This window comes from Demequina muriae (assembly GCF_030418295.1).
GTDB classification, from domain to species: Bacteria; Actinomycetota; Actinomycetes; order Actinomycetales; family Demequinaceae; genus Demequina; species Demequina muriae.
Genome location: NZ_JAUHQA010000001.1, coordinates 2,400,907 through 2,424,669, shown reverse-complemented (window position 1 = coordinate 2,424,669; position 23,763 = coordinate 2,400,907). Strand labels below are relative to the sequence as shown.

Here is a 23,763-nt window from a genome sequence, read left to right as displayed (position 1 = left end):
GCCGTCAGCTCGGGGTGTTGTCACTCGGAATGCGTCGCGCCCACGGCCACCACACGGGCCGCCCGATGTCGGAGACCAGGCCGGGCACCAGCAGGGAGCGCACCACGAAGGTGTCGATGAGTACGCCGAGGCCGACGATCACGGCGATCTGCGCGAGGAAGATCAGCGGGATCACCCCGAGCGCCGCGAACGTCGCGGCGAGCACGATGCCCGCGGACGTGATCACGCCACCCGTCACCGCGAGGGCACGCCTGACTCCGTCGCGGGTGCCGTGCGTCAGAGACTCTTCCCTGGCTCTCGACATCAGGAAGATCGAGTAGTCGACGCCGAGCGCGACCAGGAACACGAAGCCGAGCAGCGGCACCGCAGGGTCGGAGCCCGGGAATCCGAACACGTAGTTGAACAGCAGCGCCGAGAGTCCCAGCGTGGCGCCGTAGGACAGCACGTTGGCGAGCACGATGAGCAGTGGCGCCAGCACGGAACGGAGCAGCATCACGAGCACGATGAAGATCACCGCGAGGATCGTCGGGATGATGATCAGCGTGTCGCGCTGGGTCGTGATGCGAGTGTCGAGCTGCTCTGCGGCCTGGCCGCCCACGAGGGCGTCCTCGCTCAGCGGGTGCACGGCGTCGCGCACGCCTTGAACAATGTCGGCGGCCTCGGACGAGCTCGACGACACCTGGGTCACGGCGACCACGGAGACGCGGCCGTCGATCTCGAGCGGCTGCTCGTCGGGGACCACGCCGGGGGGCGCTCCTTCGGCGACGGACGGCGTGACGACGTAGGCGCTTTCGACGCCGTCCACCCCACTGGCCGCGTCGATGGTCGCCTCGGCCTGGTCCGCAGGCACGAAGATGCGGATCGGCGAGGTCGCGCCGGCGTCGAAGTGCTGCTCGAGCACCTCGGTGCCCTCGACGGAATCGACACGAGCGGTGAAGACATCCTGCTCGCCCAGGCCGGAGGCCTTGAACGTGGGCAGGAACGCGGCGAACACCAGCAGCCCACCCGCCGCGATGATCCAGGTGCGCCGAGGGTGGCCGTCGACGCTGCGCGCCACGCGCGGCCAGAACCCCGTGGCCTGCGACGGGTCGGAGCCGGCGTGCTCCTCGCTGGCCTGATACCGCGGGAGCGCCGGCCAGAACACGCCGCGTGCGCGACGGCCGCCGATGAGCAGCAGCGCAGGAAGGAGGGTGAGGGCGGCGAGCAGGGCCGCGGCGATGCCCATCGCACCCGCCGGACCAAGTGCCGCGTTGGACTTGAGGTCGCTCAGCAGCAGCACGAGCAGTCCAAGGATCACCGTGCCCGCAGACGCGGCGATGGGCTCGAGCGATCGGCGCCACGCGCGCCACAGCGCCGAGTACGTGGACTCGACTCGCACGAGCTCCTCGCGGTAGCGCGCGACCAGCAGCAGGGCGTAATCGGTGGTGGCGCCCACCACGAGGATGAACATGATGCCCTGCGACTGGCCGTTGAGCGTGATGATCTCAGCATCGGCGAGCGCGTAGACGCCGAGGATCGCCCCGGTGAGCGCGATCATGGCCGTCGACAGCACCAGGAGGGGCAGCACCGGGCTGCGGTAGACGATGAGCAGGATGACGAGCACCACGGAGAGCGCGACCAGCAGCAGGATGCCGTCGATCCCGGCGAACGCTGCGAGCAGGTCGGCCAGCACCCCGAGGCCGCCGGTGAGGTGGCCGTTCAGCTCGGAGTCCTGGTCGGCCCACACCTCACGGATGGTCTCGGCGACGAGCTCGCCCAACGAGCCTTCGCCCACGCTCTCCTCGACCGCATCGGCCGCGATCGAGAACGCCACGAGCGCGGCCTCGCCGTCCTCGGACGGCACCACCTGAGGCATCTGCTCCGACGCAGGCGGCGACAACACGTCGCCCACGGTGCGGCCCTGCTCGTCTCCGGCGATGGGCGCCGCAATCACGTCGTCCACGAACGCCTCGATGGCCGCAAGGTCCTCGTCGCCGGTCACGCCATCGACCACGAAGATCCCGGGCACGGCCGATGCGGGGGCGAACTCGGCCTGCAGCTCGGCGGCGCGCGTCGACTCCGCGGAGGACGGCAGGAATGCGCCCGCATCGTTCTCCTGGACGTCGGCGAGCTTGCCGAAGGTCTGGCCGCCGACCCCTCCGACGGCGAGCCAGCCTGCGATGACGAGGACGATGACGAGGGGCCGGAGCCAGGCGCGAGAGGACATGGTCATATCGTGCCTCAACGCCGCGGCGGCTGGCGCATTCCCGGGGGTTTAGCCTGGACTCTATGGAGACGCTCACCCTCGACGTCGGCGCGCGGCTCGTGCCGTACCAGGAGGCATGGGACCTGCAGCGTCGCCTGCACGCCGAGCGGGTCGCCGGCGACCGTCCCGACACGGTCATCCTGGTCGAGCACGAGAGCGTGTACACCGCGGGCAAGCGCACCGCACGGTGGGACCGGCCCGTCGACGGCACCCCGGTCGTGGACGTCGACCGCGGCGGGAGGATCACGTGGCACGGGCCCGGTCAGCTGGTCGGCTACCCGATCATCCGTCTGCGCGAGCCCGTCGATGTCGTCAAGTACGTCCGTGCCCTCGAACAGGCCTTCATCGATCTCAGCGCGTCGTACGGCCTCGACGCCACGCGCGTGGACGACCGTTCCGGGGTGTGGCTGCCAGCGACGGACACCCGGCGCGAGCGGAAGATCTGCGCGATCGGAGTGCGGGTCGCCAAGGGAGTCACCATGCACGGCTTCGCGTTCAACTGCGACCCAGTGCTCGGCGAGTTCGATCGCATCGTCCCGTGCGGCATCGACGACGCCGATGTCACCTCACTGTCCCAGGAGCTCGGCCGCGACGTGGGCATCGGGGACGTCATGCCCGCCGCGCTCGGATTCCTGGAAACCGCGCTGACAGACGTACGCTGGGAGACGGCGACGCCTACAGGCGCCGCCGCTGCCGTCGCCGAGCACCCCAAGGAGACCGTGTGACCATCGCACCAGAGGGCCGCCGCATGCTGCGCGTCGAGGCCCGCAACGCCGAGACGCCGATCGAGCGCAAGCCCGAGTGGATCCGCACCAAGGCCACCATGGGCCCCGAGTATTCGGAGTTGAAGACCCTGGTGCGATCAGGGGGTCTCCACACGGTGTGCGAAGAGGCTGGCTGCCCCAACATCTTCGAATGCTGGGAGGACCGCGAGGCGACGTTCCTCATCGGCGGCGCTCAGTGCACGCGGCGTTGCGACTTCTGCCAGATCGACACCGGCAAGCCCTCTCCCCTGGACCGCATGGAGCCGACCAAGGTGGCGAACTCCGTCAAGGAGATGGGGCTCAAGTACTCGACCATCACCGGCGTCGCCCGCGACGATCTCGCCGACGGCGGCGCGTGGCTCTACGCGGAGACGGTCCGCAAGATCCACGAGCTCGGGCTCGGCACCGGCGTCGAGCTGCTGATTCCCGACTTCAACGCAGTGCCCGACCAGCTGGCCGAGGTGTTCTCGTCACGCCCAGAGGTGCTCGCACACAACGTCGAGACCGTCCCGCGCATCTTCAAGCGGATCCGCCCCGCGTTCACGTACGAGCGCTCGCTGCACGTGATCTCGGAGGCCCAGCGCGATGGGCTCGTGACCAAGTCGAACATCATCCTCGGCATGGGCGAGACGTTCGACGAGGCCGTCCAGGCGCTGCAGGACCTGCACGACGCGGGGTGCGACCTCATCACGATCACCCAGTACCTGCGCCCGAGCCCTCGCCACCACCCGGTGGAGCGCTGGGTCAAGCCCGAGGAGTTCGTCGAGCTCTCGGACGCCGCGGAGGAGATGGGCTTCCTGGGGGTCATGTCCGGGCCGCTCGTGCGGTCCTCGTACCGGGCCGGGCGCCTGTGGGGCCAGGCCATGAAGAGCAAGGGCCGTCCGATTCCGGCTGAGCTGGCGCACCTCGGTGAGCCCATGGAGGCCCGCCAGGAGGCGTCCTTCCTGCTGAACCGCAGCGCCGCGCCGGCCTGCTGACCCGCCATCCCCTGAGCGCATCGGCCGCACGCCGATGAGCGACTAGACTGTGCGGCATCATGGCTAAGGAACCTCAGAAGAAGCCCCGCTGGTACAAGCTCGTCGCGCAGGCGTACAAGGCGACTGCGCCCGACGACAAGTGGCTGCTGCCGCTGATGATCCTCATCCCGGTGGGGGTGATCGGCCTCTCCGTGCTCGTGGGACTGCTCGCCGGTTCGACCATCGTCCTGGTGTACGCGATCCTCTTCGGCGTGCTCGCTGCCGCCCTGGCGGCCATGTACACGCTGACCCGCCGCTTCGAGAAGAACGCCTTCCAGCGCATGGAGGGCCAGATGGGCGCGTCGGTCTCGATCGCGCAGTCCATTCGCCGAGGGTGGAAATTTGATGACGACCCGGTGTCGATCGACCCGCGCGGCAAGTCCCTCGTGTTCCAGGGCATCGGCAAGGGCGGCGTGGTGCTGCTCGCCGAGGGCGGCAACGCCGCCAACAAGCAGGTGACCGCGGTCAAGCGGCGCATCAGCAAGCTCGTACCCGGCGTGCCGGTGCACACGATCTACGTCGGCACGGGCGAGGGCCAGGTGCCGCTCAAGAACCTCACCAAGGCGATCCGCAAGCACAAGAAGGCGCTCACCAAGGACCAGCGCGAGCAGGTCGGCGCGCGGCTGCGCGCCATCGGTGGTCAGAAGCTGCCCGTGCCGAAGGGCGTCGACCCCATGCGTGCACGCCCCGACCGCAAGGCGATGCGCGGGCGCTGACCCGCACCCGCATCGGCCGGGCGCAGGTCAGTCGTGCGCAGGTCAGTCCGATTCAGGCAGAGTCAGGACGATGCGGTCGCCGACTGTCCGCACTCCCACCTGGGTCATGTCGTCGACCCGCGGCAGACCCTCGGTGACGGACGACCGGTTGCCTCCCACCACGACCACCGCGCACCCTGCCGCCTGACCCGCCTGGATTCCCGCATCGGTGTCCTCGAACACCACGCACTCCCTCGGGTCCGCGCCGAGCAGGCCCGCCGCGCGAGCAAAGCCCTCAGGGTCCGGCTTGCCGTGCTCGACGTCGTCAGCACCGATGAGGATGTCAGGCAGATCGATGCCGACCGCCGAGAGCCGGCCCCTCGCGGGCGCGGCGAGCGCGGAGGTCACCAGCGCCCAGCGCCCGTGAGGCAGCGCCCGGATGAACGTCGCTGCGCCAGGGATCTCCACCACGCCGTCGAATCTGCTCGTCTCCATCGTGTGGATGCGGTCCAGCCATTCGCGGATCTCGGCCTCGTCGGTGAGGTAGCGCGCGACGGTCGCGCGGCTCGGCCGTCCATGGGCGAATGCGCGCACCTCCACGCCGTCCAGTCCGTGGGCGTCGGAGAACTCGTTCCACATGACGTCGACCAGGGCGTTGGAGTCGACGAGGGTGCCATCCATGTCGCACAGGACTGCGGCCACGGACAGCTCAGGCATTGACTGCTCCTCGCGTGGGGACGATCAGGGTGCCTGCGGCGCGGTCGTGCAGTCCGCGACCGTCCGGACCCCACACCACGGCGGGGATCACGAGCGCCAACAGCACGGTTCTGGCGAGCGCACGAATCACCCCGACGAACGGCGCCCCGTCCTCCCTCATCACTCGCAGGCCCACGATGCGGTGACCCACCGTGGTGCCGAGCGTGGCGACGAGCACCAGGTGCTGCACCATCCAGATCACCAGCGTCGCCATGGGGTCGCCCGCGAGCAGGACGCGCTCGACGGCGGTCAGGGCCGACGCGTCACCTGCGGGAAAGAACGCCGAGGAGATCAGCAGGCAGAGCACCCAGTCGATTGCGACTCCGAGGAGTCTCCGGCCCGGGTATGCGCGTGGACTTTCGGGCATCGCGTGGGTCACCGTTCCATCGTATCGGCGGGTGGACTAGGGTCGATGACGTCGCCGTCCCAGCGCTGCCGCTGGGACGCGCCTTCCCTCAGATCACGTAACACTCTCGTAACACCACACGAATCTGGGGGAAACGGCCTGCCCCTAGGGTGGGCTTGCTAGCCCGAGCACACCTGACATTGCAAGGAGCAAACGGATGTTCAAGACTGCCGAAGAGGCGATCGCGTATGTGAAGGATGAGGCCGTCGAGTACATCGACATTCGCTTCTGCGACCTTCCTGGCGCGATGCAGCACGTCAATGTTCCCGCGTCCCAGTTCGAGACGGTGCTGGAGGACGGCGCCGCCTTCGATGGCTCGTCGATCCGCGGCTTCCAGGCCATCAACGAGTCCGACATGAAGCTGATCGCGGACCTCCAGACCGCCTTCGTGGATCCCTTCCGCAAGGCGAAGACCCTGGTCATCAACTTCTCGGTCGTCGACCCATTCACGGACGAGCCCTACTCCCGCGACCCCCGCAACGTGGCCATGAAGGCGCAGGAGTACCTGAAGTCCACCGGCATCGGCGACACGGCGTTCTTCGCCCCCGAGGCCGAGTTCTTCATCTTCGACTCCGTGCGCTTCGACACGAACCAGCACGAGGGGTACTACCACATCGAGTCCTCCGAGGGCTGGTGGAACACCGGCAAGGAGACCGAGCTCGACGGCTCGCCGAACCTCGGCTACAAGACCCGCTTCAAGGGCGGCTACTTCCCCGTCTCGCCCGGTGACCAGATGGGCGACCTGCGCGACGAGATGTGCACCGTGCTCGGCGAGGTGGGCCTCGAGCTCGAGCGCGCGCACCACGAGGTGGGCACCGCCGGTCAGCAGGAGGTCAACTACCGCTTCAACACGCTGCTGCACGCGGCCGACGACCTGATGAAGTTCAAGTACGTCGTCAAGAACGTCGCCTGGCGCAACGGCAAGACCGCCACCTTCATGCCGAAGCCGCTGTTCGGCGACAACGGCTCGGGCATGCACGTGCACCAGTCGGTGTGGAAGGACGGCGAGCCGCTGTTCTACGACGAGGCCGGCTACGGTGGCCTCTCCGACGTCGCACGCTGGTACATCGGCGGCATCCTCAAGCACGCGCCGTCGCTGCTGGCGTTCACCAACCCCACGGTGAACTCCTACCACCGCCTGGTGCCGGGCTACGAGGCGCCCGTCAACCTGGTGTACTCGGCCCGCAACCGCTCCGCTGCGGTGCGCATCCCGATCACCGGTACGAACCCCAAGGCCAAGCGCATCGAGTTCCGCGCGCCTGACTCGTCGGGCAACCCGTACCTCGCCTTCGCGGCCCTGCTCATGGCGGGACTGGACGGCATCAAGAACAAGATCGAGCCGCCTGCGCCCATCGACAAGGACCTCTACGAGCTCCCGCCCGAGGAGCACGCGCAGATCGCCCAGGTTCCGGACTCGCTTCCCGCGGTGCTCGACACCCTCGAGGCGGACCACGACTACCTGCTCGAGGGCGGCGTGTTCACCGAGGACCTCATCGAGGAGTGGATCGACTTCAAGCGCACCAACGAGATCGACCCGCTGCGCTTCCGTCCCCACCCGCACGAGTTCGAGCTGTACTACGACTGCTAAGCAGTAGTCGCGTCACGCGACGAGCGGGGTCGGCCTTCACGGGCCGGCCCCGCTCTCGCGTTCCAGGGGCGACCTGCTCCCCTGCCCTGGCTAGGGCCGATGCGGGCTCGTCGGTGCGGGCGCATCGGCCGCCCACGCCAGTTCGACCATGCACGCGCCGCCCTCGCGCCCGGTGGCGCGGCGGACCGTCACGAGGACGTCTTCCTGATCGGGTCGGTTCGCTATCCGCTCGAGCGCGGCTGCATGGATCCCGCACACCACATCGGGGCGCACCGCCGCCAGGTCCCGGAAAGGGCACCGGGCGGCGTGGACGCAGCCCACGCCGCCCGGTGCCTCCGCGCTGATGGACGGTTCTGCGCCCACCGCGCCCAGCGCCGTAGCGAGCCGGTCGATCGGAGCATCGATGCCTGCCAACGACGCAGCGAGCTCCTCCCCCCAGCGGGCACCCGCGGCGAAGGCCGTGGCGCGCGCTTTCGACTCGTTCTGGCCGAAGGCCTCGAGGATGATGCCCGCGAGACGCAGCGCGTCGACCCCCGGCTCGTGCGCGAGCAGGCCGGCGGGCGTGACACGGTACAGCGCACGGGGACGCCCGCGCGCGCCCGTGTGCTCGTGCCACGTCGTCACGCGGCCGTCCTCCACGAGCACGTCGAGGTGCTCACGCACGGTGTTGGCGTGCAGTCCGACGGCGGCTGCCACGTCCGCGAGCGGAACCGGAACGGCGAATCCGCACAGCGCACGCAGCACTCGCTGACGGGAATCCGCCTGGCCCACTCCGTCCGCGGGAGACATCAGCAGCAGGTGAGCCGTGAGATCGCCACGCGCCACACCTCGGGTCCGCGCTGGAGATACTCGAACGCGAAGTCTCCTGACACGTCCGCGTCGATCTCGGCGAGCAGCCGCTCGGGAGCGTGGGGCGCCGCGATCACCACCACCTCGCCTGGAACGAGCGACGTCACCTGGCCGATGACTCGTGCATGACGGTGCTCGTGCGGGATCGCCCGCACGTCGATGTCCCTCGGCTGGGCGGCCGATGCGGACACCGGGCTTGCGGCTCCTGTCGACAGTTCGGTGCGCTCGCCGCGGTCGACGGCGGGCGGGGCCTGCTGGGAGCCGCATCCGCCCCCTCCGCATGCGCAGCCCTCTGCGGCCTCGGTGGCCTGTGCGGTCTCGGTGGTGTCCTGGCTCATGGTGTGTCTCCTGTTCATGGGTGATCGTCGTCGACGTCGAACACACCGGCCGCGCCGCGTTCGGCGTCGACCATGATGTGAGAGACGAACGGGTAGTGGCCGGGCTCCGGAAACATCAGTTCCACGAATCCGCCCTGGCCGGGCTGCAGCGCGAGTGACTGCGCCCCGGCAGGGCCGTCGGGGCGGTCGGGACCGCCCAGCAGGTAGGTGCCCTCGCTGAAGACGGTGTCGAACTGCGCGCCGACCACGTGGAAGGAGCTCGCGCGCGAAGGGCCCGCGTCGACCACCCACACGCGGACCCGTTCGCCGGGCGCGGCGGGCAGCGGGTGGTCGCGATACTGCGTGGCGTGGCCGTTGAACACCACGAGGTCCGGGTCCTCGTCCGCGATCTTCGCCGGATTCGCGATGCCGCCCTGCTCGCCGAGGTAGAGCTCGGACTGGACCACCACGTACTCGCGGTCCACGGGCTCCAGGCCTGGAGGATCGATGATGACGGCGCCGGCCATGCCGTTGGCGATGTGCAGCGACATCGGAGCCGTCGAGCAGTGATACATCCATGCCCCGGCACGCTCCGCCACGAACGTATAGGTGAGGCTCTCTCCTGGCTCGATGGTCCGCATCACCGCGTCGGGGGCGATCGCGCTCGCGTGGAAGTCGATTGAGTGCCCCATGTCGCCGTTGTTGACGAGCGTGATCTCGAAGGTGTCCCCCACCGTGCCGCGGAGCGTCGGGGCCGGAGCAGAGCCTCCGAAGGTCCACAGCCGTTGGGTGACCCCTGGCGCGACCTCGGTCACGACGTCCTCGACCTCCAGGGTCACGCGATGCAGGGTGCCCTCGGGGGCGGGCTCCAGCGCGGCCGGGTGGGGCGTGACCGTCGAGGACGCCTGGAGGTCGATCAGCGCTGCGGCCGATCCGTTCGTTTCGGAGCCACCCGCGTCGGCCGGTGCGTCGTCACCGTCTGCGACCTGCGGCGGCGCAGCACCCTGGACCGCGATGTCGAACGTCATCCCCATCTGACGGTGGCCCGCGATCGAGCACCACGCAGCGATGTCGCGTCCCACGACGCCCACGTCCATGCGCGCGCTCTCGCCGGGCGCGAGACGGCCGGATGCCTCGCCGGTGTCCAGCACCAGGTCATGGGCGGTGTCGTCCGTATTGGTCACCTCGATCACCAGCCGGTCGCCGGCGTCGATCGAGATGCCCCCGGGCGTGAACCGCATCTGCGACGCCTCCACCTGCACCTCGACGGTGCGGCCGGTCGGTTCCACATCCGCGTGCGCAGAGGCGCCGATGCCCGCGGCACCTGGGTCGGCTGCGACGGCGGCGGCCGTCGTCAGCACCAAGGCGAGCGCCGCCACGGCGGCGGGCGTCCTGCCCGCCAGGCGAGGGCGATCGGCAAGCGCCGATGCGGGGACCACCACGGCGTGCTGGGCCTCGGGCTCGCGCCGCGCGCGGTACGACGTCCGCACGGCCGCGACGATGGCCGCCAGCGTCCACACCCCGGCGGCAAGGGCGAGCACCGACCCGCCGACCCGGACGAGGCTCGGAGTGGGAAGCACCCAGAGCGCGATGCCTCCGTTGATGAGGACCAGCCGCGCGAGCGCGTGGCGTTCCACCGTGCCGCGCGCCCGACGCACGGCATGCGGCCCGCCCCCGATCACCATCGGAATGAGGTGCGTGAGCGCGCCGATCAGCACCTGCGCCGCCCCGCCGACGACGAATGCTGCGAGCACCCCGCCCAGACGTGATCGCGCATCGTCCCAGCTGGAGGCGAGGGCGATCGTCACGGCCCATGTCCCGGCCGCGCCGATCATCCAGGCCACCGCGCACGCCAGGTGCCATGCCGCCACAGTGACGGGCACACGCGACCGTGCTGCGGAGACCATCGCACGCGCCGCGATCAGCATGCCGAGGGCGACGACCGCCACCGCCGTAGACGTGCCCGCTCTCGATCCCAGTGCAACCATGATCACGGCAGCGGCCAGCCCGGCGCCCATGACCCACAGCCCGGCGCGCCCGTCACGGACCCCGGTGTCCGGCATGCGCACGGCGAGGACGGTCGGCCACAACGTGATGAGCGTCGCGACCACCGTGAGCGCGACCCACCCGAGGATCATGAGCGACACGTGAGCGACGTACAGCCGCGCCGACCCCTCAACCGAGGCGCCGCCGCGCGACAGCAGCACGCCGAACACGACGCCCACCACGAGGCTCCCGGCGGCGGCGACGTATGCCCAGGTGCTCCAGCCCAGGCGATTCGACAGCGCTCCTCGCGCCGTCAGCGCGATCTCGACTCCGTGCCAGACGACGACCGCTCCGAGCACGACCGCCCCCACGATCACCTCGACCTGCTCTGCCCGCACGAGCCCCACGATGACGGCGATCGCGCCCGATGTGTGTCCCGCCAGACGGGCGGCTTCGCCACGCCTGCCCGTGGGCAGCGGCCTGCGGCGCAGCGCCTGCGTGAAATGCGCGCTCCAGATCAGCATCGCCGCCGTGACACCGCCCAGCATGAGCAGGTGCACCATGAGCCACTCGCTCGCCGGCACGACCCGGTGTGCCGCGGCCGCCACGGCGGCAGCGATCAGCCAGGCGAGCACCAGCACGTGAACGCGCAGGTGCCAGCGGGCCCTCATGACGACGCTCGTGCCGGAATGTTTTCCACGGAACCAGCGTAGAAATGCGGAGTCGCTCGGGACCGGGACGTACGTCCCCATCGAGGCGCGCACCGGAAACGCTTGCATTCGCCGTATCGTGGGAGCAAGCACCCGTCCGCGCTTCGAGGAGAGCCCATGAGCAACGTTGCCAGCGCCCACCAGCCGACCACTGCCGCCGAGTGGTGGCGCACGGCGGTCATCTACCAGATCTACCCGCGATCCTTCGCCGACGCCTCCGGCGACGGCATCGGCGACCTGGCGGGCATCACGTCACGCCTTGATTCGCTCGCCGCGCTCGGCGTCGATGCGATCTGGCTCTCGCCGTTCTACGTCTCCCCGCAGCACGACGCCGGCTACGACGTCGCGGATTTCACCGACGTCGACCCGATCTTCGGCTCCCTCGCCGACTTCGACGCGATGAGCGAGCGCGCGCATGCACTCGGACTGCGCGTGATCGTCGACATCGTCCCCAACCACACGTCGAGCGAGCACGCGTGGTTCAAGCTCGCTGTCGCATCGGCTCCTGGGAGCGCCGAACGCGCGCGCTACATCTTCCGCGACGGCAAGGGCGCCGATGGCGCCGAGCCGCCCAACAACTGGCAGTCGGTGTTCGGCGGCCCCGCGTGGACGCGGGTCCACCGCGAGGACGGTGTGCCCGACCAGTGGTACCTCCACCTGTTCGACTCGTCCCAGCCGGACCTGGATTGGACCAACGAGGAGGTGCGGGCCGAGTTCGACCGGATTCTGCGCTTCTGGCTCGATAGGGGCGTCGACGGGTTCCGCGTGGACGTCGCGCACGGGCTGGCCAAGGCGGCCAACCTGCCCGACTTCGAGACGGACGAAGAGATCGACTCGATGGGCGGCGCGCAGACCGGTCACCCGGCGTGGGCGCAGGACGACGTACACGCCATCTGGCGCCGCTGGCGCGCCGTCGTCAACGAGTACGACGGCGACCGCATCCTCACGGCCGAGGCATGGGTGGAGCCACTGTCCCGCATGGCGGAGTGGGTGCGCCCCGACGAGATGCACCAGGCCTTCAACTTCCCCTACCTCATGTCGAAGTGGGATGCCGGGGCCCTGCGCAGCGTCATCGACGAGTCTCTCGAGGCCTTCGCGGGCGTCGGTGCGCCCGCGACCTGGGTGCTGTCGAACCACGACGTCGTGCGCCACCCGTCACGGCTCGCGCTGACGACGCCGAGCCCCCAGGGCCACGGCATCGGACCCGAGACCCCTGGTCTCCCCGACTTCGACACCGCATCCACGCGCGGACGCGCCGCGACTCAGCTGATGCTGGCGCTGCCCGGATCCGCCTACCTCTACCAGGGTGAGGAGCTGGGGCTGCCCGAGGCGACCGACATCCCAGGCGACGCGCGTCAGGACCCCACCTGGCACCGCACCGAAGGCGAACGCTACGGGCGCGACGGCTGCCGCGTGCCGATCCCGTGGACCTCGGACGCCCCTGCCTTCGGATTCTCGCCCACCGGGCTGTCCTGGCTCCCCCAGCCTGACGACTGGGCGCCGCTGGCACGCGACCTGCAGGAGGGCGTGCCTGGGTCCACCCTGACGTTCTACGTGGACGCGCTGCGGCTTCGTCGCGCCCACTCGCTCGCGACGAGCGACGTGACCTGGATCGAGGACGTGCCCGAGGGCGTGCTGGGCCTGACCGTCGGCGCCGTCACGGTGTACGCCAACATCTCGGGCGAGCCCTTCGACCTGCCCGAGGGCGAACTGATTCTGTCCTCGAGCCCCACGACCGGTACCCTGCCAGCGGACACCACGGTGTGGATGCTGCGCTGAGGCAGCATCGCAGGGCCAAGGAGGGCCAGTGACGAAGATCCAGAAGGTCGCGGACCTCGCGGGCGTGTCGACCGCGACAGTCTCGCGCGCGCTCGCCGGAAAGTCGTCGGTCTCACCGGCCACCCGTTCGCGGGTGGAGGACGCGGCCCGTGAGCTCGGGTACGTGGTGTCAGCCAACGCCTCCAGCCTCGCGTCGGGCAAGACGCGCAACGTGGGCGTGGTGGTGCCGTTCATTGACAGCTGGTTCTTCATCGCGGTGCTGAAGGGGATCCAGCGCTCTCTCGCCGACGCGGGCTACGACCTCACCCTGTACCACCTCGACCCCAACGTGGGACAGGATCGGCCCGTCGAGGAGAACCCACGCCGCCGCCGGCTCTTCGACGAGTTCCTGCGACGCGGCCGCGTCGACGCGTTGATCGCGGTGAGTCTCGAGCTCAACCGGGCCGAGCTGGACAGTCTGACCGCCATCAAGAAGCCCGTCGTCGGCATCGGCGGCCCGTTGCCGGGCATCCAGACGCTCAGCCTCGACGACCATGAGGTGGCCCGGCTCGCGGTCGATCACCTCCTCGCGCTCGGGCACCGCGAGATCGCCCACCTCGCGGGCGATCAGGACTTCGAGATCGACTTCCACCTGCCCGCTCATCGTCGGGCGGGGTGGGAGGAGGCGCTTGCCCGTGCAGGGATCACCCCGGATCCGCTGATGCTGCGCACCGCGGACTTCACGATCGCCGGTGGCTACGACGCGACGCTGCAGCTGCTCGGAGACCCGCGAGTCCACCCGACCGCGATCTTCGCGGCCTCGGACGAGATGGCGATCGGTGCGATGCTCGCCGCCCGCGATCTGGGGCGCTCAGTGCCCGAGGACCTGTCCATCATCGGCATCGACGGCCACGAGCTCTCCGACTTCTTCAGCCTCACCACGGTGGATCAGTTCCCGGAGGTGCAGGGACGGCACGCTGTCGAGATCCTTCTCCACCAGCTCGACGGCGACAGGCCGGAGCCCGGAAACGAAGCGTTGCCCTACGAGCTCGTGGTGCGCAAGTCCACGGGGCCAGCACCGGGCTCGTCCCGACGCTGATCCCCCGCGGGCGACTCGTCGTCTCCGCGGCCCGGCCGTCGAGTCCGTGCCGCGCGCACGGCGGCCCACCAGATCCCTGCGCCCGCGCCCACCACGAGTCCGAGCACCATCAACGTGTGCGTAATCGGCTCCAGCGCGACGTCGGCAAGGAGGTCCTCGACCAGCACTCCGGCGCCTCCATCACGACCACCCGGCATCAGCCCGGCGAGCGCACTCGGCCCCATGGAGCCCAGCACGAGCGACAGAACAACGGCGAAGGCTCCGACGCCTGCCAGCGCCCTCGCACCGAAGACGACCCATCGGCGCGAGACGGCGATCCCTGCGGCCACCGTCACGACCGCGACCCAGAGTCCCCACGTCGCGATGGTCTTCATCACCGCGAACAGGCCCCGCAGGTCCTCGAACGCCTCGGCTGAGATCACCTCGACCGTGAGCGCCGGAAGCTGAATCGCGGGCAGCAGTCCACCGATCACCGGCACCTCGCCGAGCCGGGCATTGATGCGCTCGGAGAGGTCGACCCGGAGCACGAACGCGCCTGGTTGACGGTCCGGATCGGTCAGCTCGTCGAGAAGGCGGTCCTTGGCTCGCGATCCGCCCTCACGGATCAGCTCCGACACGACGTCGGACGACACGACGGTCACGACGGCGTCGCGCACCTGCTGCTCTGCCAGGGCCAGCGCGGCCTGAGCCACGGGCGTGTCGAGGGCCTCGTCGAGGGCCCCGATGACCTGGTCCGCGACCACGTCCGCGGACTGCGGAGACTCGAGCACGCTCGCCACCAGGGCGTCCCCAGCCGTGCCGTCCTCGATGCTCCGTACCGCGGTCACGCTGATGGCCCAGGCGGCGCTGAGCAACGCCCCGATGACGACCAGGACCACCGCCACGATCGACCGCCCGTATGCCATCGCCCCTCCCCCGCGGTCCATGGGCCGTGCTAGCGCCGGCGCCCGCCGAGGGCGGCGCCCAGCAGCGTGGCGACGAGCGCCGCGACCAGGGCGATGCCGCCGATCCAGAGCGACCGCTCCACGACGATCGGCGTCGCTTCCTCGGTGAGGATGTCTCGCCACATCGTCGACAGCGAACCGTCGACTCCTCCGGGCATGAACGTCGTGATGCTGTCAGGGCCGAGCAGTGCCACGACGCCGCCGAACGCGACGCACAGCAGGCCCAGCACCGTCAGCACCTTGGCCAGGAACCATTGGCGACGGTGAGAGACCAGCATGCCGAACGCCACCAGGGCCAGCCCCGACCACAATCCCCATTGCTGCGCCCACGCCGTGCGCTCATAGGCCGTGCGTGCCTGTTCGAACTGCGCGGCGTCGAGGGCTTCGATCGTGACGGGGGGCACGGTGACATCCGACGCCACCGCAGCCGCTGCCCCGAGCTCGTCGACCCTGGCATTAACCGCGTCGGACAGGTCCACGGTGACGACCAGCGGGGCCGGCGTGCGCAGCGAGTCAGTGAGCTGGTCGGTGACCTGTGCGTGCGCCTCGTCGACCTGGTCCAGCACGGTGGCGCGGAAGGCCTCGGTGCCGACGGCCCTCTCGATGGCAGCGTCGAGCTCGTCGTCCAGCCCCAGCGCGCTGACGTTGACGCCCTGCGCCGCCAGCGCCTCCTGCGTGCGCGCGGACAGCTCAGCAGACAGGGACGCCGTCACTGCAGGTGACTCGAGCGCACTTTCGGTGATGCCGCGCACGGCCTCGCCGTCCTCGATCTGGTCGATGATGACCGAGGAGATGGCCCACCAGGCGATCAGGATGGCGGCGGCGATGATGCAGATCGCTGAGATCAGCGTGCGGAAAGCGCTCATGCCCCACTGTCCCACCCGAAGAACACCCTTTCGGTGACGGCGCGCGCGTGACGAGTCGCGCGCCCGTACCGATCCTGAAGCTCCGCGCCCGTGTCCTCCACGTTCATGATCTCGGCGAGCTCCTTGAGGTCGCGCGCGTCGCCGGGCAGCACATCGGCGCTGCGGTCGCGGCCGCGCAGCGCGAGTGCTCCGCGCAGAGCCGTGGCGAGCACCCACGCCTCTTCGAGAGTGGCAGCGTCGTCACCGTCGATGAGGCCCGCCTCCGATGCGGCGTGCAGAGCGTCGATCGTCATGGTCGTGCGCAGTTCGGGATGGTCGTGGGCGTGCTGAAGCTGGAGCAGCTGCACCGTCCACTCGACGTCCGCCAGGCCTCCAGGTCCGAGCTTGAGGTGGCGCCTCGGATCCACGCCCCGCGGGAGCCGCTCCGCCTCCATGCGCGCCTTGAGCGTCCGCATCTGCTTGAGCGCCGATGCGGGAAGGTCAGCGGGATAGCGCACCTTGTCGATGAGCGCGGTGAACGCGTCGATCAGTTCGGCGTCGCCGGCGCAGGGGCGGGCGCGCAGCAGCGCCTGGGCCTCCCATGGGTCCGACCACCGGCCGTAGTACTCGGCCGTCGAGGACAGCGACCGTGCGAGCGGTCCGTTGCGCCCCTCCGGCCGCAGGGCCGCATCGATCTCGAGAGGCGGCTGCGACCCCACCTGGGTGAGGATGCGCTGGATGGTCCGCGCGATCTTCACCGCGAGCTCCTGCGCACCGGGCTCGGAGCCGTCGAACACGAACTGCACATCGGCGTCCGACTTGTAGCCCATCTCGTTGCCGCCGTAGCGCCCCATCGCGACCACGATCATCGGCAGGCGATGCGCCTCATCGCCTTCGTCGCGCGCCACGATGGTGCGCGCGATCCGCAGCGCTCCGCCGATCAGCACGTCGGCTGCCGCGGTCACGGAGCGTGCGGCTTCGACGGAGTCGACGAGGCCGAGCACGTCGGCCGCGGCCGTGCGCGCGAGCTCGCGGCGCCGCAGTCCGCGCATGGCCGTCACCGACTGTTCGGGGTCGTCGGAGCGTTTCAGGATCGCGTCGGCCTCGCGCCACATGCGGTCGCGATCACGCGGCTTGAGCTCAGCGTCGTCGCCCAGCCACGTGACGGACTCGGCCGACAGGAGCAGCGCGGCGGTCACGTACCGCGACGTCGAGAGCAGTCTCGCCAGGCGCTCTGCGGCCGTGCCGGAGTCGCGCAACAGCTTGAGGTACCACTGCGCGTCCGTCAGCTGCTCGGAGAGCTTGCGGAACGCCAGCAGCCCGGCGTCGGGATCCGCGCCCTGGGCGAACCAGCCGATCATCGCGGGCATGAGCTGGCGCTGGATCGCCGCGCGGCGCGACACCCCGTCGGTGAGCGCGGTGATGTGCCGCAGCGCCGCCTGAGGGTCGTCGAACCCCACCGCGGCGAGGCGGTCTCGTGCGGCGCCTTCGTCCAGCCGCGCCTCGTCGGCGGACATGCTGGCGACCAGCGGAAGGATGGGGCGATAGAACATCTCGAGGTGCATCGCTCGCACGTCCCGCCGGATGTCGTGCCACACCTCCTCCATGTACTCGACCGTGGCGTATCCGGAGGCGCGCGCCAGGATGCGCAGCGAGTCCTCGTCGGCTGGCATGAGGTGGGTGCGCTGCATCCGCCGCAGCTGGATGCGGTGCTCCCACACGCGCAGCTGCCGGTACGAGCGCTCCATCTTGGCCGCATCGGGCCTGCCGACGTAGCCGCCCTTGCGCAGCGCCTCGAGCGCCGTGAGCGTGGTGCGCGACCGCAGGGACGTGTCATGACGACCATGCACCAGCTGCAGGAGCTGGATCGTGAACTCGACGTCCCGCAGGCCACCGGGACCGAGCTTGAGCTGGCGATCGGCCTCCTGCGGGGGCACGTGGTCCTCCACACGGCGCCGCATCGCCTGAGCGCTCTGGACGAAGCCCTCGCGCTCGACGGCCTTCCACACCATCGGAGTCACGGCGTCCAAGTACGCCTGGCCGACCTCAGGATCGCCTGCAATCGGTCGCGCCTTCAGGAGCGCCTGGAACTCCCACGTGCTCGCCCAGCGCTCGTAGTAGGCCCGGTGCCCGGCCACGCCTCGCACGAGCGCGCCGTCCTTGCCCTCGGGGCGCAGGTTGGCGTCGACCTCCCACAGGGCTGGCTCAGCGCCGGCCCGATCGCACGCGCGTGACGCGACGGTCGCGAGCTTGGTGGCCACCTTCAGCGACCGCTGCTCATCGATGCCCTCGGCCGGCTCCGCCACGTAGATGACGTCGACATCGGAGATGTAGTTGAGCTCGCGGCCGCCGCACTTGCCCATGCCGATGATCGTCAGCCGCGTCGCCGCATGATCGGGCTCCCCGGCCCGTGCGATCGCCAGACCGGCTTCGAGTGCGGCGCCGGCGAGGTCCGCGAGGGCGGAGCCGACCTGAGGGAAGAGCGACGGAGGGGACTTCGCGTACAGGTCCTCGGCCGCGATGCGAATCAGCAGCCGGCGATACGCGACCCGCATCGCCGCCACGCCTTGCTCGCCGCCCACGGTGGCCACCGGGACGGCCGCATCGGGGTCAGCGCCCACGGACTCGAGCATCACTCGCCGAGAGTCGACCTCGGCGAACGACTGGTCCTCCGGCCACTGCGAGAAGTCGCGGATGAACTCCGGGTGGCGCACGAGGAAGTCACCCAGAGCGACCGAGCCCCCGAGCAGGACCGCAAGGTATCCCCCGGCGCGGGTCTCGGAGAGCGCCGCGAGCTCGTCGATGAGACCCGCGTCGCGGGCCGACTCCGCGAGGCGAAGCAGCTGGAGCAGACCCGTGTCGGGATCGGCCAGGTAGGACACTGCCAACGCCGGGTCGTCGATGTCGACGCCGGCGATGTCGCGGATCTGGTCGATCATGCGCTCGGCACGCGTCGCATCGGCGACGCCCGCGCGACGCAGCCGCGTGGCGAACGAGATCTCGCGGGTGCTCACGAGAGCGTCGCTAGAGGACGGGCAGGTACTGCTCGAGCTCGTACGGCGTGACCTGGGCGCGGTACGCCTCCCACTCCGCGCGCTTGTTGCGCAGCACGAAGTCGAACACGCGCTCACCGAGCGCCTCCGCCACCAGCTCCGACCCTTCCATCAGGTCGATGGCCTGGGACAGCGACGCCGGCAGCGCCTGGTAGCCCATGGCCTTGCGCTCGGCTGGCGACAGCTCCCACACGTCGTCCTCGGCGCCCTCGGGGAGCTCGAGCTCCTCCTCGATGCCCTTGAGTCCGGCCGAGAGCAGCACGGAGAACGCCAGATACGGGTTCGCCGCGGAGTCGAGCGCGCGGTACTCGATGCGAGTGGACTGGCCCTTGCCGGGCTTGTGGACCGGCACGCGCACCAGTGCGGAGCGATTGTTCGATCCCCACGCCACGTACGACGGCGCCTCCGCGCCGCCCCAGAGCCGCTTGTACGAGTTCACGTACTGGTTCGTGATCGCGCTGATCTCTGGCGCGTACTTGAGCAGTCCCGCGATGAACTGACGAGCGACGGGCGACAGCTGGTGGTCCGCCCCGGCCTCGTAGAAGGCGTTGCGATCGCCCTCGAACAGGCTCATGTGCGTGTGCATGCCGGAGCCGGGCCCGTTGACGAGCGGCTTGGGCATGAACGACGCGAAGACGCCCTGCTCGAGCGCGACCTCCTTGATGACGGCGCGGAACGTCATGATGTTGTCGGCCATCGTCAGCGCATCGGCGTAGCGCAGGTCGATCTCGTTCTGCCCGGGTCCAGCCTCGTGGTGAGAGAACTCCACCGAGATGCCCATCGACTCGAGCATGGTGATCGCCTCGCGGCGGAAGTTGTGGGCGGTGCCGCGCGGCACGTTGTCGAAGTACCCGGCCTGGTCCACCGGCTTGGGCAGCATCCCCGGCTCGGGCTTCTCGAACAGGTAGAACTCGATCTCCGGGTGCGTGTAGAAGGTGAATCCCAGTTCGGACGCGCGGTCGAGGTTGCGCTTGAGCACCTGGCGCGGGTCGGACAGCGCGGGCTCGTCGTCAGGAGTCGCAATGTCGCAGAACATGCGCGCGACGCCGTGGCTCGAGCCGCGCCACGGCAGGATCTGGAAGCTCGACGGGTCGGGCTTGGCGAGCATGTCGGATTCGGAGACTCGCGTCAGTCCTTCGATGGCAGAACCGTCGAAGCCAATGCCCTCGCTGAACGCATTCTCCAGCTCGGCCGGAGCGATCGCCACCGACTTGAGGATCCCGAGCACGTCGGTGAACCACAGGCGGATGAACCGGATGTCTCGCTCCTCCACACTGCGGAGCACGTATTCCTGCTGCTTATCCATGTGCCCATCCTGCCTCAACTATGTGTCGTTCGTGTCACGTGACCCGCTGACGTCGCGCCTACTACGCTGACCGCATGCCGGACCTTCGCATCGCGCTCGCCCAGATCAACACCTGCGTCGGGGATATCGCTGGTAACACGGCACTTATCGTCGCCGCGTGCCGCTCTGCCCACGAGCGGGGCGCTCACCTCGTGCTTCTTCCCGAGATGACCATCACCGGGTATCCGATCGAGGACCTCGCGCTGCGCGAGAGCTTCCAGCGCGCCGCTGAGCGCGCGGTACAGCGCATTGCGGCTCAGCTCGACTCCGAGGGGCTCGGCGATCTCACCGTGGTGCTGGGGACCCTCGGCGTGGCCACGTCCGGGCGGCCCTTCAACCAGGCCGTGGTGATCACCGGCGGCGAGGTCACCGCGCGCTACAACAAGCACCACCTTCCCAACTACGGAGTCTTCGATGAGCGGCGCATCTTCGCCGCGGGCGACGATCGCTGCGTGATCGAGGTGCACGGGCGGCGCATCGGCGTCGTGATCTGCGAGGACATCTGGGCCGACGGCGGACCGGTGGCCCAGATGGACGATGCGGGCATCGACCTGCTCGCGGTCCTGAACGGGTCCCCCTTCGAGGAGGGCAAGGGCCACGTGCGCACCGAGCTCGCCCAACGACGCGCCCAGGAGCTCACGGCCCCGGTGGCGTACGTGAACCTGTGGGGAGGCCAGGATGACCTGGTGTTCGACGGGCACAGCTTCGTGGTGGGCACGGACGGCACGGTGCTCGCCTCCGCGCCAGGGTTCGACGACGCCCTGCTGACCTGGGACCTGGGAGACGACGCCGAGCCCGCCCCCGCATCGGCCCTCGCCGCCCCGGCGACCGACGACGAACAGGTGTACCGCGCCTGCGTGACGGGGCTGCGGGACTACGTGACCAAGAACGGCTTCACCTCCGTCGTGCTCGGCCTGTCCGGCGGCATCGACTCCGCCCTCACGGCCGCGATCGCCGCCGATGCGATCGACGGCGGCAACGTCGTGGGAGTCTCGATGCCGTCCACGTTCTCCTCGGAGCACTCCAAGGACGACGCAGCGGACCTCGCCAAGCGACTCGGAGCGGACTACCGCGTCCAGCCGATCGCGACGATGGTCGACGCCTTCCAGGACCAGCTCGCACTGGAGGGGGTGGCCGAGGAGAACCTTCAGGCGCGGGTGCGCGGCGTCATCCTGATGGCGATCTCCAACCGTGAGGGGCACCTCGTCATCGCGCCCGGCAACAAGTCGGAGCTCGCGACGGGATACGCCACCATCTACGACGCGGGCAGCATCGGCGGCTTCGCGCCGCTCAAGGACGTGGACAAGTCTCGCGTGTGGGACCTGGCCCGGTGGCGCAATGCGCACGCCGAGGCGCGCGGCGAGACTCCCCCGATCCCTGCGAATTCGATCGACAAGGCGCCCAGCGCGGAACTGCGCCCCGGGCAGACCGACCAGGACTCGCTGCCCCCGTACGACGTCCTCGACGAGGTGCTCGACGCGTACGTCGAGCATGCCGAGGGCCGCGCAGAGCTGCTGGCGCGTGGGTTCGACGAGGCCGTGGTGGACACCGTGCTGTCGCTGGTGGATCGCGCCGAGTGGAAGCGGCGGCAGTACCCTCCCGGCCCCAAGGTCACCGCGCTCGCCTTCGGGCGCGACCGGCGCCTGCCGATCACGAGCCGCTGGCGTGAGCGCGCCGAGTAGCTCGGCCCTGCGCCCCGGAGCCGCGTCCTAGAGTGGAGTCATGATGCGCATCCACCATTTCAAGGAGATGAAGTCGCGCGGCGAGAAGATCACCATGCTCACCGCGTACGACTACCCCACAGCGAAGGCGTTCGACGAGGCCGGTGTGGACATGCTGCTCGTCGGCGATTCGCTGGGCGACAACATGCTCGGGTATGACTCGACCGTGCCGCTCACGCTCGACGAGATGATTCCGTTCGCGCGTGCAGTGGCGAAGGCGGCGAAGAACGCGTTCGTGGTCGCCGACCTCCCGTTCGGCACCTACGAGGTCTCTCCCGAACAGGCCGTCGAATCCTCGATCCGCATGATGAAGCTGTCCGGCGCGCAGGCCATCAAGTTCGAGGGTGGTCGTCGGATCGCGCGACAGGTCAAGGCCGTGACCGATGCGGGCATCCCCTTCTGCGGGCACCTCGGGTTCACGCCGCAGTCGGAGAACGCTCTGGGCGGGCGCAGGATCCAGGGGCGCGGCGACGACGGCTACGACGCACTGCTGGCCGATGCGCTCGCTCTGCAGGAGGCCGGGGCGTTCGCCGTGGTGCTGGAGATGGTGATCGCCCCCGTCGCGGAGAAGGTCACGGCCGCGCTGGACATCCCCACCATCGGCATCGGCGCTGGGCCGTCCACGGACGGCCAGGTGCTGGTGTGGCTCGACGCGCTGGGCGTGGGCGACTGGCACCCCTCGTTCTCCAAGCAGTTCGCCGCAGTCGGCGCTGTGATGAGCGAGGGAGCCGCGGGGTACATCCGCGAGGTCAAGGCCGGGTCGTTCCCGTCGCCCGACCACACGTTCGACGAGTAGGAGCACTGCCGTGACTTCGATCCTTGTCACCGGAAGCCAAGGCAAGCTCGGCCGCGCGGTCACTGCGCGCCTGCAAGCCGACGGCCACGAGGTGCACGGCGTGGACGCGGTGGCGGCGGCACCCGACTTCGGCTACACGCGCCTCGAACTCACGGACTACGGCCAGGTGGCCGATGCGATGTTCGGCGTGCAGGACCGCTATCACGGCATTGACGCCGTGGTGCACCTGGGCGCGATCCCCGCGCCAGGCCAGGCCACTGATGTCGCGACTTTCCACAACAACATGCTGGCGACGTTCAACGTCTTTCAAAGCGCGCGCCGCGCCGGCATCACCCGCATCGTGTACGCCTCCTCCGAGACGGTGCTCGGGCTGCCGTTCGAGACTCCCCCGCCCTACATCCCCGTGGATGAGGAGTACGCGGCACGCCCGGAGTCGAACTACTCGCTCGTCAAGCACCTCGAGGAGACGATGGCGATCGAGTTGTGCCGCTGGGACCCCGCTCTCAGCATCATCGCGCTGCGCTTCTCGAACGTCATGTACCCCGAGGAGTACGCCGGCTTCCCGGAGTTCGATGCCGACCCCGCGCTGCGAAGGTGGAACCTGTGGGGCTACATCGATGCGCGCGACGGCGCGCAGGCGGTGGTGCGCGCACTCGCATACGACACACCCGGGTTCGACCGATTCATCATCGCCAACGCGGACACCGTGATGTCACGGTCGAGTCCGGAACTCGCTGCGGATCAGTTCCCCGGGGTGCCCATCACCAAGGACCTCGGCGAGCACGAGACGTTGCTGTCGATCGACAAGGCGCGCGCGGTGCTGGGCTTCGAACCCGAGTACTCGTGGCGAGACGCCAGGTAGGAAACAGG

The 23,763-nt window shown here is 69.6% G+C and carries 19 protein-coding genes; 9 read left to right on the top strand and 10 right to left on the bottom strand.

The window, feature by feature from the left end:
* Positions 1-4 precede the first annotated feature (4 nt).
* Positions 5-2,206: an MMPL family transporter gene (locus QQX02_RS11435; RefSeq protein WP_301143213.1), complete on the bottom strand. Its 2,202-nt coding sequence runs from the start codon at positions 2,204-2,206 to the stop codon at positions 5-7.
* 62 nt (positions 2,207-2,268) lie between these two features.
* On the opposite strand from QQX02_RS11435, the gene lipB reads away from it, so the two are divergent.
* Genes lipB through QQX02_RS11420 form a run of 3 tightly spaced genes read left to right on the top strand, consistent with a single transcriptional unit; the run spans position 2,269 to position 4,741 of the window.
* Positions 2,269-2,970, top strand: coding sequence for a lipoyl(octanoyl) transferase LipB (gene lipB / locus QQX02_RS11430; protein WP_301143212.1), 702 nt, complete (start codon positions 2,269-2,271; stop codon positions 2,968-2,970).
* The gene (gene lipA, locus QQX02_RS11425; RefSeq protein ID WP_301143211.1) at positions 2,967-3,986 is read left to right on the top strand and encodes a lipoyl synthase; all 1,020 of its coding nucleotides are present in this window, start codon (positions 2,967-2,969) and stop codon (positions 3,984-3,986) included. Before lipB ends, lipA begins: the two co-directional genes overlap by 4 nt.
* Positions 3,987-4,045: 59 nt before the next feature.
* Positions 4,046-4,741 carry a DUF4191 domain-containing protein gene (locus QQX02_RS11420; protein WP_301143210.1) on the top strand — a complete coding sequence of 232 codons (696 nt, stop codon included), beginning with the start codon at positions 4,046-4,048 and terminating at the stop codon, positions 4,739-4,741.
* Between the two features lie 42 nt (positions 4,742-4,783).
* Here QQX02_RS11420 and QQX02_RS11415 read toward each other — a convergent pair whose 3' ends face one another.
* Both QQX02_RS11415 and QQX02_RS11410 read right to left on the bottom strand, forming a co-directional pair.
* Positions 4,784-5,437: an HAD-IA family hydrolase gene (locus QQX02_RS11415; protein WP_301143209.1), complete on the bottom strand. Its 654-nt coding sequence runs from the start codon at positions 5,435-5,437 to the stop codon at positions 4,784-4,786.
* A complete protein-coding gene (locus tag QQX02_RS11410) occupies positions 5,430-5,855 on the bottom strand; it encodes an RDD family protein (RefSeq protein ID WP_301143208.1) in 426 nt (141 codons plus the stop codon). The genes QQX02_RS11415 and QQX02_RS11410 overlap by 8 nt, the downstream gene beginning before the upstream one ends.
* 184 nt (positions 5,856-6,039) lie before the next feature.
* On the opposite strand from QQX02_RS11410, the gene glnA reads away from it, so the two are divergent.
* The gene (gene glnA / locus QQX02_RS11405) at positions 6,040-7,470 is read left to right on the top strand and encodes a type I glutamate--ammonia ligase (RefSeq protein WP_301143207.1); all 1,431 of its coding nucleotides are present in this window, start codon (positions 6,040-6,042) and stop codon (positions 7,468-7,470) included.
* Positions 7,471-7,560: 90 nt separating this feature from the next.
* Here the strand turns inward: glnA and QQX02_RS11400 are convergent, their stop codons facing one another.
* The 3 genes from QQX02_RS11400 to QQX02_RS11390 are packed head-to-tail and all read right to left on the bottom strand — an operon-like array spanning position 7,561 to position 11,293.
* On the bottom strand, positions 7,561-8,295 hold the full coding sequence (locus QQX02_RS11400; RefSeq protein WP_301143205.1) for a helix-turn-helix transcriptional regulator: 735 nt from the start codon (positions 8,293-8,295) through the stop codon (positions 7,561-7,563).
* Positions 8,259-8,657 (bottom strand): DUF2249 domain-containing protein, encoded by a 399-nt coding sequence (locus tag QQX02_RS11395; RefSeq protein ID WP_301143204.1) that lies wholly within the window; start codon positions 8,655-8,657, stop codon positions 8,259-8,261. Before QQX02_RS11395 ends, QQX02_RS11400 begins: the two co-directional genes overlap by 37 nt.
* A gap of 14 nt (positions 8,658-8,671) precedes the next feature.
* Positions 8,672-11,293, bottom strand: a complete 2,622-nt coding sequence (locus tag QQX02_RS11390) for a multicopper oxidase domain-containing protein (protein WP_301143202.1) — start codon at positions 11,291-11,293, stop codon at positions 8,672-8,674.
* 156 nt (positions 11,294-11,449) lie between these two features.
* On the opposite strand from QQX02_RS11390, the gene QQX02_RS11385 reads away from it, so the two are divergent.
* Entirely contained in the window at positions 11,450-13,111 is a 1,662-nt protein-coding gene (locus QQX02_RS11385; protein ID WP_301143200.1) for a glycoside hydrolase family 13 protein, read from the top strand.
* Between the two features lie 28 nt (positions 13,112-13,139).
* Complete coding sequence (locus QQX02_RS11380; protein WP_301143198.1) at positions 13,140-14,189, top strand: LacI family DNA-binding transcriptional regulator; 1,050 nt, start codon at positions 13,140-13,142, stop codon at positions 14,187-14,189.
* Here the strand turns inward: QQX02_RS11380 and QQX02_RS11375 are convergent.
* Genes QQX02_RS11375 through QQX02_RS11360 form a run of 4 tightly spaced genes read right to left on the bottom strand, consistent with a single transcriptional unit; the run spans position 14,132 to position 20,337 of the window.
* Positions 14,132-15,094 (bottom strand): hypothetical protein, encoded by a 963-nt coding sequence (locus QQX02_RS11375; protein ID WP_301143197.1) that lies wholly within the window; start codon positions 15,092-15,094, stop codon positions 14,132-14,134. The two genes, QQX02_RS11380 and QQX02_RS11375, sit on opposite strands and share 58 nt — an antisense overlap.
* A gap of 29 nt (positions 15,095-15,123) precedes the next feature.
* Positions 15,124-15,999: a hypothetical protein gene (locus QQX02_RS11370; RefSeq protein ID WP_301143196.1), complete on the bottom strand. Its 876-nt coding sequence runs from the start codon at positions 15,997-15,999 to the stop codon at positions 15,124-15,126.
* The gene (locus QQX02_RS11365; protein ID WP_301143195.1) at positions 15,996-18,992 is read right to left on the bottom strand and encodes a bifunctional [glutamine synthetase] adenylyltransferase/[glutamine synthetase]-adenylyl-L-tyrosine phosphorylase; all 2,997 of its coding nucleotides are present in this window, start codon (positions 18,990-18,992) and stop codon (positions 15,996-15,998) included. The genes QQX02_RS11370 and QQX02_RS11365 overlap by 4 nt, the downstream gene beginning before the upstream one ends.
* A gap of 10 nt (positions 18,993-19,002) precedes the next feature.
* Complete coding sequence (locus QQX02_RS11360) at positions 19,003-20,337, bottom strand: glutamine synthetase family protein (protein ID WP_062133284.1); 1,335 nt, start codon at positions 20,335-20,337, stop codon at positions 19,003-19,005.
* 74 nt (positions 20,338-20,411) lie between these two features.
* On the opposite strand from QQX02_RS11360, the gene QQX02_RS11355 reads away from it, so the two are divergent.
* The 3 genes from QQX02_RS11355 to QQX02_RS11345 are packed head-to-tail and all read left to right on the top strand — an operon-like array spanning position 20,412 to position 23,755.
* Positions 20,412-22,058 (top strand): NAD+ synthase, encoded by a 1,647-nt coding sequence (locus tag QQX02_RS11355; protein WP_301143194.1) that lies wholly within the window; start codon positions 20,412-20,414, stop codon positions 22,056-22,058.
* Between the two features lie 40 nt (positions 22,059-22,098).
* A complete protein-coding gene (panB, locus tag QQX02_RS11350; protein WP_301143193.1) occupies positions 22,099-22,893 on the top strand; it encodes a 3-methyl-2-oxobutanoate hydroxymethyltransferase in 795 nt (264 codons plus the stop codon).
* A 10-nt stretch (positions 22,894-22,903) separates the two neighbouring features.
* Positions 22,904-23,755: an NAD-dependent epimerase/dehydratase family protein gene (locus QQX02_RS11345; RefSeq protein WP_367304239.1), complete on the top strand. Its 852-nt coding sequence runs from the start codon at positions 22,904-22,906 to the stop codon at positions 23,753-23,755.
* The last annotated feature ends 8 nt before the right edge of the window (positions 23,756-23,763 follow it).